Source organism: uncultured Acetobacteroides sp. (assembly GCF_963667355.2).
Classification (GTDB): Bacteria; Bacteroidota; Bacteroidia; order Bacteroidales; family ZOR0009; genus Acetobacteroides.
Genome location: NZ_OY763328.2, coordinates 1,982,054 through 1,993,569, shown reverse-complemented (window position 1 = coordinate 1,993,569; position 11,516 = coordinate 1,982,054). Strand labels below are relative to the sequence as shown.

The 11,516-nt window shown below is 51.4% G+C and carries 13 protein-coding genes and 1 tRNA gene; 4 read left to right on the top strand and 10 right to left on the bottom strand.

Features of this window, described 5'->3' with window-relative positions; translation table 11 throughout:
* The first annotated feature begins 63 nt into the window (after nt 1-63).
* The 3 genes from ACHZA1_RS08270 (at nt 64) to ACHZA1_RS08260 (ending at nt 2,563) form a co-directional block, all read left to right on the top strand.
* Nucleotides 64-282 (top strand): hypothetical protein, encoded by a 219-nt coding sequence (locus ACHZA1_RS08270; RefSeq protein WP_394701071.1) that lies wholly within the window; start codon nt 64-66, stop codon nt 280-282.
* A gap of 72 nt (nt 283-354) precedes the next feature.
* Nucleotides 355-1,119, top strand: a complete 765-nt coding sequence (locus ACHZA1_RS08265; protein WP_320054765.1) for a DUF6261 family protein — start codon at nt 355-357, stop codon at nt 1,117-1,119.
* Nucleotides 1,120-1,576: 457 nt separating this feature from the next.
* On the top strand, nt 1,577-2,563 hold the full coding sequence (locus ACHZA1_RS08260) for a hypothetical protein (protein ID WP_320054764.1): 987 nt from the start codon (nt 1,577-1,579) through the stop codon (nt 2,561-2,563).
* Nucleotides 2,564-2,635: 72 nt separating this feature from the next.
* Here the strand turns inward: ACHZA1_RS08260 and ACHZA1_RS08255 are convergent, their stop codons facing one another.
* The 5 genes from ACHZA1_RS08255 to ACHZA1_RS08235 form a co-directional block, all read right to left on the bottom strand.
* Entirely contained in the window at nt 2,636-2,980 is a 345-nt protein-coding gene (locus ACHZA1_RS08255; protein WP_320054763.1) for a hypothetical protein, read from the bottom strand.
* Nucleotides 2,981-3,070: 90 nt separating this feature from the next.
* Nucleotides 3,071-3,141, bottom strand: a tRNA-Gln gene (locus ACHZA1_RS08250).
* A 108-nt stretch (nt 3,142-3,249) separates the two neighbouring features.
* Complete coding sequence (locus ACHZA1_RS08245) at nt 3,250-4,950, bottom strand: PspC domain-containing protein (protein WP_320054762.1); 1,701 nt, start codon at nt 4,948-4,950, stop codon at nt 3,250-3,252.
* A gap of 11 nt (nt 4,951-4,961) precedes the next feature.
* Nucleotides 4,962-5,288 (bottom strand): PadR family transcriptional regulator, encoded by a 327-nt coding sequence (locus ACHZA1_RS08240; protein ID WP_320054761.1) that lies wholly within the window; start codon nt 5,286-5,288, stop codon nt 4,962-4,964.
* A gap of 2 nt (nt 5,289-5,290) precedes the next feature.
* A complete protein-coding gene (locus ACHZA1_RS08235; RefSeq protein ID WP_320054760.1) occupies nt 5,291-5,872 on the bottom strand; it encodes a PspC domain-containing protein in 582 nt (193 codons plus the stop codon).
* 219 nt (nt 5,873-6,091) lie between these two features.
* Between ACHZA1_RS08235 and ACHZA1_RS08230 the strand changes: the two genes are divergently transcribed.
* A complete protein-coding gene (locus ACHZA1_RS08230) occupies nt 6,092-6,889 on the top strand; it encodes a DUF2797 domain-containing protein (RefSeq protein ID WP_320054759.1) in 798 nt (265 codons plus the stop codon).
* Nucleotides 6,890-7,314: 425 nt separating this feature from the next.
* Here ACHZA1_RS08230 and pepE read toward each other — a convergent pair whose 3' ends face one another.
* The 5 genes from pepE to ACHZA1_RS08205 form a co-directional block, all read right to left on the bottom strand.
* Entirely contained in the window at nt 7,315-8,010 is a 696-nt protein-coding gene (pepE, locus tag ACHZA1_RS08225; RefSeq protein ID WP_320054758.1) for a dipeptidase PepE, read from the bottom strand.
* An 18-nt stretch (nt 8,011-8,028) separates the two neighbouring features.
* Nucleotides 8,029-8,724, bottom strand: a complete 696-nt coding sequence (locus tag ACHZA1_RS08220; RefSeq protein ID WP_320054757.1) for a ThiF family adenylyltransferase — start codon at nt 8,722-8,724, stop codon at nt 8,029-8,031.
* Between the two features lie 135 nt (nt 8,725-8,859).
* Entirely contained in the window at nt 8,860-9,777 is a 918-nt protein-coding gene (locus ACHZA1_RS08215) for a hypothetical protein (protein ID WP_320054756.1), read from the bottom strand.
* A 56-nt stretch (nt 9,778-9,833) separates the two neighbouring features.
* Nucleotides 9,834-10,943 (bottom strand): hypothetical protein, encoded by a 1,110-nt coding sequence (locus tag ACHZA1_RS08210; protein ID WP_320054755.1) that lies wholly within the window; start codon nt 10,941-10,943, stop codon nt 9,834-9,836.
* 2 nt (nt 10,944-10,945) lie between these two features.
* Nucleotides 10,946-11,431, bottom strand: coding sequence for an RNA polymerase sigma factor (locus tag ACHZA1_RS08205; RefSeq protein WP_320054754.1), 486 nt, complete (start codon nt 11,429-11,431; stop codon nt 10,946-10,948).
* Nucleotides 11,432-11,516 lie beyond the last annotated feature (85 nt).

Here is an 11,516-nt window from a genome sequence, read left to right as displayed (position 1 = left end):
TCCCCCACTCCCCATCCAAAAAACCTTGCATCTGCAGATGCAACCCCTCCCAACCGATTTTTGGTGCTTGCATCTGCAGATGCAAGCACCAAAAATCGATTTTTCCCCCATACATCTGCAGATGCAAGCATGAAAAAGATGTTTTTTGCCCTTGCAGGGGCAGATGCAAGGACAAAAAAAACGTTTTCGGCCCATGCATCTGCAGATGCATGCCTCTACGACCTAGCGGTAGGATGGTATGGGGGGCATCCCCATAAAAATTTCACCAGAAAAGTTAAATAAATTCACACTTGATGGTACTATTATTTAAAAATAGTTTTAGCTTTATGGCATCTAACTAAAACAAATAATCTTATGATTAAACCCTATTTCTATCAGGACATGCGCATTAACGAGAAAGGCGTGTTTGGCAAGGATGTGTTAGCTGCAGCTAAACCATACGGCGAAAAGGATCCAGAGCTAAAACCCCTCGTCGACGATGTATCCACTAAAAGCCAAATCCTCAGTAAAGCGCTGGATAGGCTAAGCGTGGCCGATATCACCAAGCTGATGAACGAGGACGACGACCAGCGCGATAGCGGCATCGCCAACCTGGAGACCTACGCGCTGAGCTGCTCCAAGCGGAAAGATCCTGTTTGGGCCAACGCCGGGCAGGTTATTGTAAATGCCCTTAAAACCGTAGGTTGGGATATGAACTACCGCAGCAATAAGGAGGAGACAAACCTTATCGATACCTTCCTGTTGATGGTCGACTCGCAGGAAAACCTAAAGAAGGCCCTGACCACCATTAACGCCCAGGAGTGGATCGACGAGATCCGCCAGGGGCATGCCCGCTACGTGCAGCACGATGCCCAGCGCAAGGATGCCGAAAAGCCCGGCAGCAGCATCACCTCCAAGGATGCCGCCCGCGAGCAGGGCGCTGCCATCGACAAGCTCTTCCGCTACGTTAACTTCCAGATCGAGTTCAAGGCGAGCGCCACCTACGCCACCCTTGCCGACGATATCAACAAGATTATTGCCGAGTATCGGGCCGCCCTCAAGCTGCGCGCCACCCTCGCCGAAAACGAGAAGAAGAAGGACGATAAGCCAACCGATAAGCCGGGCGATAAAAAGGCGTAACGGCGTTTGATTAGCTAATGTTTATTGTTAATAGAGTGGTTTTAATGTTAATCTACAAAGCCCCAGCTCGAGCGATTCGACCTGGGGCTTAACTTTTTTATGGACATCGCCTTTTTAACGGTCACGTGCAGCTCGCATCGCAGTTTTTCATCAACTTTGGTGAATTCCTGCATTCATGCTCGCTTCGCTCTATAATTATTCTTCGGTGCTGCTGGAACGCTAAGCCGTATTTATCCCACCCCCCTGAAGGGAGCTACGGCTCAGCCCGTAGCTTGACAATATGCCGAATGTGGGGTACTCCAATTGTGTTGAGTTGCCGCGAAGTCCCCTTTAGGGGATTTAGGGGTGAATGCAGCGCTTAGAATATCCTAAAAGCAAATCCCTGTGCGCACGTCCTCCCACGGCTGACGAGAGCCTTTTTTATGTATCTTGCCCGGCAAATAAACTTTTTTTAATTATGAGAAAGATATTGATGGCTTCCCTGGTTCTACTAGGGCTGGTACTGGGATTTAACGCTTCAGGACAGGGTTTTCTTAGCAAGATGCAAAAGATGAAGGACAAGATGAACAGCCTAGACAACGGCTGGCGGGAAACGTGGCTTCCTTTTCCCGACGAGGCCTACCACATTAAGTCCATTACGTGCGCATACGGCACGACCGATATCTACAAGATGGTTTATAAGTACAACGATAACGACCTGCTATCGTCTATCGACCTCTACACCATAAGCCCTAAATCCGGTAGGGAGAAGTTCTTCCGAAACCTAAAGACGCTAACGTACAACACGAAAGATTCCATCGTAATGGTTCAGTCCTGCACCGGAGAGCGGGGCGGTAAGCTGGAGTACGCCTACCAAGCGTATAAGATGCGTAAAGGGCTCATAGTGGCCAGCGCTTCGTCATCCGAGCAATTGGCTACGCCTGTCAACTTTACCGAGTTCTACTACTACAACGATGCTCGCAAGCTGGCCGCTCATCGGTACGAGACCTTCAGCTACAACAGCAAAGGGCAGCTCGTCGAGCAAACCTGCGACTTTAACGGAAAGTATGCCGTTTCAGCCTACACCTACGACGATAACAACCCGTTGCTGCTAACCTGCAAGAACCTTCAGGCACGTACAAAGGCCGATACGCTTAAGCCCGACTGCGGCAGCTATAGGATTGTCTCGAAAGGCAAGAAGACCGACGCGTTAGTTCGCGACGCATACAATAGCTCTAAGGAAAAAGAGGAAATCGTGGTTACTCGCGACTTCCAGGGACGTGTAGTGCATGTAACCGACAATACCTGCGAGAGGCTTCTTAATGCAACCATTGAGTACGAAGAGCGTGGAAGCAACGATAAGCTCTTTGCCTTTAGCTCCGGTGATTTGGCCTTTTACCAGTTTGGTAATGTTGCAAGCCAGTTCCGTGTTCCATTCTTCCTCTTCTACGTTGGCGAGGATTAGCATTGCATCGAACATATAAATTAAAACCCCGGAGGCTACCCTCCGGGTTTTTTTGTTTTTATGTCTTGGGCGCTAGTCCAGCGGGTCGAAGCTGTACAGCCGGTCGTCGTCCGAGATGGGGCGGCGCCCGTAGGGCTCCACCACCAGCTTTACGATCTTTACGCCCAGCCCGGCGGCCAGCCTCCGCTCGGCCTGGCTGATGCAGGCATCCACCATCTCCGTAAGGGCCGACTTCAGCGGGAAGTTCCCCTTCTTGAACAGCGGGTTGCTGACGAAGGTGTTCTTCACCTCGTGCTCAATCACGTCGCCCCGCTCGGTAAGCAGCGCAAAGGTAAACGCCCTGATGGCGTAGAAGCGGTAGTTGATGGTTATCTGCTCGCGGATCTCGGAGTCGGAGGTAATAAAGTTGTAAACCATATCCAGCGGTTTGGGGTTGATGAGCAAAAGTAGCAAATAGGGGGAAGATCGGAAAACAAAAAAGGCCCAAGCGTAAACTTGAGCCTTTTGTTGACCTACTAGGATTCGAACCTGGACTGACTGAACCAAAATCAGTAGTGCTGCCATTACACCATAGGTCAATTCTTCAATTCGACTTGCGTATCTGCTGTTTCCGTCGCAATTGCGGTGCAAAGATAAGCACATTTTCCAAACCTGCAATAGTGCTCAGCCAGATTTTTGGCCGCCGCCTAAAACTTGTCGGTGGCCTTTACCTCTACGGTATCTACATCTTCCACCTCATTTTCGTCGAACGAGCTGCTGCCCGATGCGTCGTAAACGTAGGCGCCATTCACCTTTTTCGCGTCGTACTTCTTTACGGAGGGGAGCATCTCCTTGCTCACCTTGTAGGCCTTGCCCTTGGGGACAAGAACGGTTAGCTCGATTCCCTTCAGGATTCGTTCACTCAGCTTCAGCGGAATGGCTGGCGCGATGATCAGCGAATCGCCCTTGAATGCCGCGCTAAACTTGATCTCCTCGGCGGTTTGGGTGGCCAGGTTGTAGTTGCGGCCGGTTGCCCACTTCTTTACCACCACCTGGGGCTTGTCGATGTTCTCGCTAAACTCCACGTTTACCGCAGGGCGGACGTATATGGTGCTGTTCCTACCGATCTTGGCGTTGCTGGTGTTGTCGGCCGAAACGATGGAGAAGCCATCGTGGTGCTTCCAGCCGTGGTGGTGCTTGCCAATCTTCACGATGTCGTCGCCGTCGATGTTGATGTTCACGTTGTCGAAGTCGTCGTCGTTGTGGTTCCTTAGGGTGATCAGCGCATCGTTCGAGCTCAGCTTAACGGCATCGCTGTAGGCAATGGTCAGCGTGTCGATGGGGGCTGGGGCGTACACGGTTTCGTTAACCGAGCTGTTGCCGCCAAACGATCCCTTCAGCGACGATATGCCCGTAAGCATGGCGGCAAAAAGGGCGACTACCCAGAGCACGGTGAGCGGAATCACCACAAAGCGGGTGCGGAAGCGCGACTTAAACAGCAGCTTAATCACCAGGACAATCATCAGGATGGTGGGGATGATGGCCAGCGCAAAGAGCGATACCTTAAACCAGAATAGGTGGGGGAAGAAGCTGTACATTACGTTGAACAGGGCGAAATCGGCATCGTTGTCGAACGAGAAGAAGCTGCCCATCATCGATGGGTCTACCCCAAACAGCGCTACCAGCAGCGCGGTGCTCACCGCCAATCCGGCAATCACAAATATCGATACAAAGAAGATGGCAAACACCTTTACGAGTACGCCTACCACGCTCAGAAACGATTCGCCGGCTGTTCGTACGTGGGGCGCCATGTTGCGGGCCTCCTCGCGGATGCGCTGCTCCATGTCGGAAACGTTAACCTTCTTGCCCTCCATTTCGAGCTTTTGGCCAACGGTTACGGCTAGGGGAGTGGCAATCCAGAGAACGATGTAGGCCAACGGGAAGAACCCGCCAATGGCTATGGGCGAGCCCAGAAGGGTTAACCCAACGAAGGCGATCCTAAACAGCACGGGGTCGAGGTTGAAGTAGGCTCCCAGCCCACCGCAAACGCCGCCGATAACCTTACTGTCGGCCGAGCGGTAAAGCCTGTGCGTTGTGGTGGTGCTTGCCCCGTAGCTGCGCTGTTCGCTCCCTGTTTTTTCGGCACCTTCATCCAGCTCCGAAGGGTCGCCCATGCGCAGGAGCACATCTTTTACATCGGCAAGGGTAACCACCTGATCGGGGGTTAGGATCTTTCCGTTGAGCAGCTCGGCAATGCGCGACTCGATGTCGGCAACAATCTCCTGCCCGTCGGCGCGGTGGCTAAACTGGGCGTGAAGCTTATCGGTGTAGGTTTTTAGCTCGTTGAAGGCGCTCTCGTCTACTACGAAAGCCATACCGCCAATGCTAACTTTATGTGTTGTATTCATGGTATTAGGTTTTACTTATTTCGGATAGCTTTGATCTGCTCAACGAGCTCGTCCCACGACTGGTGCAGCTCTTTCAGGTAGTCGCGTCCCTGCTCGGTTAGCGAGTAGTATTTGCGGGGTGGCCCTTGGGGCGACTCCTCCCAGCGATAGGTGAGCAGCCCCTGGTTCTTCTGTCGGGTAAGCAGTGGGTATAGCGTTCCCTCTACTACAATCATCTCGGCGTTCTTCAAGTCGCTGATGATGGTCGATGCGTAGGCGTCTCCTTTTTCGAGAATCATCAGGATGCAGTACTCGAGGATGCCCTTACGCATTTGCGCTTTGTTGTTGTCGATATTCATGGCTATCTCCTGTTATTCATTTGTTGATACTCGCGTTCCAAGTTTTCGGGGGTGATGGGCTCGCCCTTCATCTCCAAGCGCTGGGATGGCGTAACGGCCATCGGGGTGATGATCCAGATCAAGGGGTAGAGGATCACGGTTACGCCGCCAAGCAGCAGCGCGATAAAGATGATGCGGAACAGCACGGGATCGAGGTTGAAGTAGTGGCTCAACCCGGTGCAAACCCCGCCGATAACCATGCCGTTGGGGTCGCGGTAAAATTTCTTGTAGGCCATAGGGTTTCGTTTTTGATCGTTTGTGTAAGCCGATTGGAAAGTGGTGCCTGCATCCAGATCCTCCTCGTCGCCGAGGGTGGCAATGGCCTGCTTTACCATTCGGAGGTTAACTACCTGCTGTGCCGACTTAATCTCTTGGGCGAATAGCTCGGCTATCCGGGCCTCGATATCGGAGATGATCTCCTCGCCACCGGCCTGCGAGGCGTACTTGCGCTTGATGGCTTCGAGGTAGGTGTTCAGGCGGGCGTAGGCGTCGTCGTCTACCACAAAGCTCATTCCTCCGATATTAACTGATAGTGTTGTCTTCATACCAAATACTGTTTAATGCACTTTATTCTGTTTTGCAAGTATAACGCTTAAGCCCTGTACTTGGTTACACATAGTAGTATAACTTTTTCCAATTTTTTTGAAGACGTTGGCCAAAATTGCTGATGTATTGGCTCTTATATCTTCAAAAAAAGTTGATGTAACCTGTGCGAATCGCCAATTTGACCTCCTTTTTTGTAGCTTTACCCAAAACAAAACGCAATGCCAATAGCCGAACTCCGAAAAATGGCGGCCTCTGCCACCTCCGATGGGATGGTGAGCTACCGCCTATCAACCCTCGATGGTGAGGTGTGCATGAATGAGCTTATAGGAACCCCCATCAGCCTAAGATTTACCGGCACCATTCGGTGCATCGGCTGCGGGAGCATCACCAAGAAGACGTTTGGGCAGGGGTACTGCTACCGCTGCTTCATTTCGTTGCCCGAAACCGAGCCCTGCCTGCTGAAGCCGCACCTGTGCCAGGCGCATCTGGGGGTTGCCCGCGACATGGCCTACGCCCAGGAGCACTGCCTTATCAACCACTACGTGTACCTGGCCCGTTCGGGTGGCCTTAAGGTGGGCGTTACCCGCCACACGCAAATCCCCACGCGGTGGATCGACCAGGGAGCTTGCCAGGGCCTCGTTATTGCCCAAACGCCCAACCGCTACCTGGCGGGGGTAATCGAGGTGGAGCTCATGAAGCACTTCAGCGATAAAACCAACTGGCGGGCCATGCTCACCAACAGCGAACCCGATGTTAACCTGCTCGACGAGCGCGAGAGGGCTATCGGTGCGCTAAGCGGCGAGCTGGCGCAGTATGCCGTTACGGATGGGGTGATGCTGGATCTCTGCTACCCCGTTGAGGCGTACCCCGCAAAGGTTACCTCATTGAACTTCGATAAAACATCGGAGGTTGAGGGTGTCCTGAAGGGCATCAGGGGGCAGTACCTGATCTTTGACGGGGGAAGGGTACTCAACCTGCGAACGTTTAGCGGCTACGAGGTGGAGCTTGGCTGGTAGGCAGGCCGTGCAGGCGGACATGCGCGCTGATTTTTTTTGCGCTTCCTTCAAAAGCCTATTTCAAGCGTGAAACGGCTTTCTGCGCTTTGCGGAAGTGCATTTCAAGAGTGAAATGGCTTTCCGCGCTTTGCGGAAGTGCATTTCAAGGGTGAAATGGCTTTCCGCGCTTTGCGGAAGTGCATTTCAAGGATGAAATGGCTTTCCGCGGTTTGCGGAAGTGTATTTCAAGCGTGAAACGGCTTTCCGCAGTTTGCGGAAGAGCATTTCAAGGGTGAAACGGCTTTCCGCAGCCAGCGGAAGCGCATTTGCCCGACCAAACGGCGCTTTCTCCGATAAGCTGGAGGGGTTGGGATCATCCGAATAGAAAAAGCACCGTAGCTTTTGCTGCTACGGTGCTTTTCTATGGCTATCGGCTAAGGTTTTACCTAAAGCTTTAGCGCGTTGATGTCGGTAATCTCGATTGGCGCCTGGCCGTACTTGAACACCCGGATGGGCTTGGGGCCTATGAGCTGGTATTCGCTGCCCTCTAGGCGGATCATGCAGCCCTCGCGGAGGCCAAGCACGGTCATATCCTGGTTCAGCGCGATGAACTCCTCAATACGCTGCTCGCGGGTTTCGCCGGCGTGGCCGTCGGGATGGGCGTCGAGGTAGTGGGGGTTAATCTGGAAGGGGATTAGGTTGAGCGCGTTGAACGACTCTGGCTCCACAACGGGCATGTCGTTGGTGGTGCGAATGGTGGGGCAGGCCATGTTCGATCCGGCGCTCCACCCGATGTAAGGCGTTCCGCATTGCACCTTGCTGCGGATGGCATCAACTAGTCCGTTATTCTGTACGCACTGCAGCAGGCGGAAGGTGTTGCCCCCACCTACAACGATAGCCTCAGCCTTTTCTACGGCTTCAACAGCGTTGTCGAAATGGTGAATCGACTTAACCGCTACGCCAACTTCGGCCAGGCGGTTGGCCACCTTGGCCTCGTACTCGTCGTACGAGAAGGTTACCGCCGCGTAGGGGATGAAGAGCACGCTTTTAACATCGCCCAAGAAGCTGCGGATTTCGTTTTTGGGGTATTCGAGATACTGTTCTCCAGCGTTGGTGGAGTTGCTTATTAGGAGTAATCTCATGGTCGGCTTTTATTTAGATTAAAGTTGTTCCGTTTCAAAGGTATTTACGTCGCACTTTCGGAGGAAGGAGCATGCTTTCCCAAGAAGCGCGTTTATGGCTACCGCTGCCGCTGCGCCTCCCGATATGGAGCTTACGTAGCTGGGGTAGTAGTAGTCCGACTTGTAGATTGCATCGATGTCGGCAATAGCCTTGCCAATCAGCGGCAGCACATCCTTGCCGGTAGCGCAGAGCAGGTACGAGTGGAAGTTGCAGCCGGTAGTCCAAACCAGAATCTTGTCTTTCCGTTGGCAGTAGTCCCCAACCAGCTGCAGGATTTCCTTGCTGTAGCTGGCGTAGATCACGATCTCGATATCGTCGAGGATATCGTCGATGTTGGAGGCGCGAATCTCCACATTCTTGATGTTGACGCGCTCCACCAGCCGCATGTTGATGAGCTTTTCCTTGATGGCGATGGTCTTCAGCTTGCCGATATCGCCCTTGGCAAACAGGCTTCCCTGCGGAAGGGTGAACTCATCGATGGTGCGGTAATCTACCACCTTGATGCTGCTCACGCCGGTGGTGATCAGCGCCAGGAGCGTGCTTACCCCAACGCCGGTTAGCCCAACGACGGCTATCCTAGAGCTTTTCAGCTTGGTTATCTCGTCGGGGCCCAGCCCTTCGAGCTCCATTATACGGGCAAAACGCCGCTTCTCCCAGTCAACAAGTTTATCCATGGTGTGTCTGCAAATGCGGTCGAAATTTACGGCTTAATTTTGGGTTCCCAAAGATAGGTAAAGCGCGCCTGCGATAAAAGAAAAAAGCCTCCAGCATGGGAGGCTCCTTCGGATTTGTTTATGTTGGGGGTGGTTCTAGAAGTTTAGCGTAACGCCTGCCGCAAAGGGGTAGAGCTCGGGGCCCTTGCCGTCTTGGAACATCTTGGTTAGCGAGTAGGTCGCGTAAACGCCCCAGTCGTGGTAGCCCAGCTTGGCCATTAAGCTAGCGCGGAAGGGGTTTAGGTAAAACGAATTCCAAACCTTGTCCTTTTTCTTGCCGTGGTCGTCCACAACAATCTTGGTGTGCGAGTTCAGTAGCAGCGATCCAACAATGCCGAACGAGGCGTACATCGATCTATCGCCACCTCCGTTAACCTCGATGGCTACCGGAACGTTCAGCCACCAATCGGTTAGCTTGGTTTTTCTGATATTCTTTCCGCTATACTCCTGCATGTTTTTTAGCTCCATAACGTTCATCTTTCCGTTATCTTTTACAAGCGTAATGTCGTTTTCGAAGCGGTAGTTGTGCCACTCGGTACCAACACCTGCCGTTAGACCCACATACTTGCAGATGGGCTGGCTTACGCTGGTCAGGTTCAGCACCACGTTGATGGACTTGGAGTGGTTAAGGTCCATCAAGTCGTACCTTTCGCCATTAGCGCCAACTGGTACGCTGGTGCCCCCGTTGCTGTTGAAGTAGGTGTTGATACCCAGCCCAAAGCCGTCGAGGTGCGAGTGAAACTTCTTATCCTTATTGTGGCGGCCAGTCCAAACCGAGATATCTCCCGATTTGTCCTCGAATACGTAGATTCCTTTCTTTCCGAGCTTAACCACTACGGTGTCGATACCCTCTTTAATGTTATCTCGTGAGCTGCCATCTCCCGAATTCTTTACGATAACGGTATCTACCGATATCTTCTGGTCAACCTTAACGGTATCCTTCTTTTCCTGTGCATTCGATACTCCCGCAAGAAGTAGAGAGGCGGATAGTAGTGCTAATAATTGCTTATTCATGGTTTTACGTTTTTTGGGTTTTGTTTTGCAGTATGACGATGAGCTATCTGGGAAAGTTACTTGAGCCCATCATTTTTTTTCGAGTATTTTAGGTAACCCGCCTCAATGTTCATTGCTACAAGATTTCCGTCTGCATCATACTTGCTCGAGTACTCGATATTGGTTCCAAAAATGGAGTTAAGGCTGCTGATGGCACGTGCAATAAAGACGCCCTTACGCCTTCCCTTTGCATCGCTTATTTTCTGAGAAATCGTTTCGGATTCCGTTTTGGCCTTTTCCAGAAAAGCAGCCAAATTCGTCGCAATCTCTTTATTCGAAGAGCTGCCGTCTGCTGTTTTTGCTGATGCCGCTTGATCTGGCTTAATGCTGAGACTTGCAAGGTGGTCGCCATGCTCCTGTACAACCCTTGCTTCGCCTACAGAGGCGATGTAGGCAATTTCGGAATGCTCTCGCACAACAACAGCCGAGTCCTGATTGGCGCTACTCGAATTGGTGCCACCATTAATCTTTTGGATGGAGCTCGTTGTGCTCCTTCGGTCGTTGGATTGTTGCGCTAGCTGCTCACCGTTTATGGGTTTGGATGTGGATGTTGCTTGTCTAATGGCATCGTTCGTGTTCTGCGGAGCAACCACCATTTTAGGCGCAGCATTGTTGCTGAGCTCTTTTACCTGCTCTTCGTGTATCGTAAAGTAGAAAACAAGAAGCACAGCAGCGGCAATGCCCGAGTATGCCACAAGGTTTCGCTTAAGCCCCGATTTGAAGACATTCTTCTTGAGCTCGTCTTTGAATGGGCATATTACCTTTTCCTCCTCTAGCTTCGTCTGCTGAAATAGGTCAAAGTCAACCTTAAGCTTCGCATTAGCGGCAATTGACTCATCTAAGATGACCTTTTCGGGAGGGGTAATGTCATGCTCCAGCTCGGCAACGCAGAGGTAGTCGAACGAGGAAAGTTCGTATCCGATCTTAGGATCGCGCTTCACCAGAATGCTCGAAAAATCCTCGCTGGTAATATTGCAATCGGCGGTTTGCTCCATAAGCAGGTAAAACTCCTCCTCTAAATCGGGATTGGCTGCAAGAAAGCGTAAAAGCCCTTCAACCAACTCGTCGGAGAGGTTTCCGTCAAAGTAGTCGAGGAAATATTCCTCGTAGTTCTTTCTAGTAATCATGGCTATATTACGTTCTCAATTTTACCAATGTAGTTCTTTAAGAAAAGGCGAGCGCGGTAGATGTACACCTTAACCTGCGACTCGCTTAGACCAGTGATGTTCCCTATTTCATCGTAGCTGTATCCCTCATAATCGCGCAAAAGTATTACCGATTTCTGATCTTCGGGAAGCAGCGAAAGCCCTTTTTGCAAAATTTCCTTTAAATCGGGGCTTACGGTCGAAACCGAATCGGTGACGCGCTCAAGTCCCATATCTTCACCAATACGCTGCCTTTTACGGATATGGTCGATGGTAGCATGATACACCGTGGTAAACAAGTAGGATTTTGCTTTCTCAAATGCTATTTCTCCGACTCTTATCCAAAGTTTCTCAAAGGTATCTTGTACAATATCGTGGCATAAATCGCCATCCTTTAGCATTTTTACAGCAAATCTGTAAATGCTATCAGCATAAAGGTCAACGCATTTATTATACTCGTGTGGAGTCATCTGTTTTCTTAGGTTTTTGCTATGACGATTTATTCCCCCTAAAGTTACAGGAGACTAAAGGTAAAATGAATATTTTTGCCCCTCA

Excerpts from the sequence above, each read along its gene's own strand:
- ACHZA1_RS08215 (WP_320054756.1), bottom strand. The coding sequence starts at position 9,777 with ATGAATAAGCAATTATTAGCACTACTATCCGCCTCTCTACTTCTTGCG.
- ACHZA1_RS08240 (WP_320054761.1), bottom strand. The coding sequence starts at position 5,288 with ATGAATATCGACAACAACAAAGCGCAAATGCGTAAGGGCATCCTCGAG.
- ACHZA1_RS08210 (WP_320054755.1), bottom strand. The coding sequence starts at position 10,943 with ATGATTACTAGAAAGAACTACGAGGAATATTTCCTCGACTACTTTGAC.
- ACHZA1_RS08220 (WP_320054757.1), bottom strand. The coding sequence starts at position 8,724 with ATGGATAAACTTGTTGACTGGGAGAAGCGGCGTTTTGCCCGTATAATG.
- pepE (WP_320054758.1), bottom strand. The coding sequence starts at position 8,010 with ATGAGATTACTCCTAATAAGCAACTCCACCAACGCTGGAGAACAGTAT.
- ACHZA1_RS08205 (WP_320054754.1), bottom strand. The coding sequence starts at position 11,431 with ATGACTCCACACGAGTATAATAAATGCGTTGACCTTTATGCTGATAGC.
- ACHZA1_RS08255 (WP_320054763.1), bottom strand. The coding sequence starts at position 2,980 with ATGGTTTACAACTTTATTACCTCCGACTCCGAGATCCGCGAGCAGATA.
- ACHZA1_RS08230 (WP_320054759.1), top strand. The coding sequence starts at position 6,092 with ATGCCAATAGCCGAACTCCGAAAAATGGCGGCCTCTGCCACCTCCGAT.
- ACHZA1_RS08235 (WP_320054760.1), bottom strand. The coding sequence starts at position 5,872 with ATGAAGACAACACTATCAGTTAATATCGGAGGAATGAGCTTTGTGGTA.
- ACHZA1_RS08245 (WP_320054762.1), bottom strand. The coding sequence starts at position 4,950 with ATGAATACAACACATAAAGTTAGCATTGGCGGTATGGCTTTCGTAGTA.
- ACHZA1_RS08260 (WP_320054764.1), top strand. The coding sequence starts at position 1,577 with ATGAGAAAGATATTGATGGCTTCCCTGGTTCTACTAGGGCTGGTACTG.
- ACHZA1_RS08265 (WP_320054765.1), top strand. The coding sequence starts at position 355 with ATGATTAAACCCTATTTCTATCAGGACATGCGCATTAACGAGAAAGGC.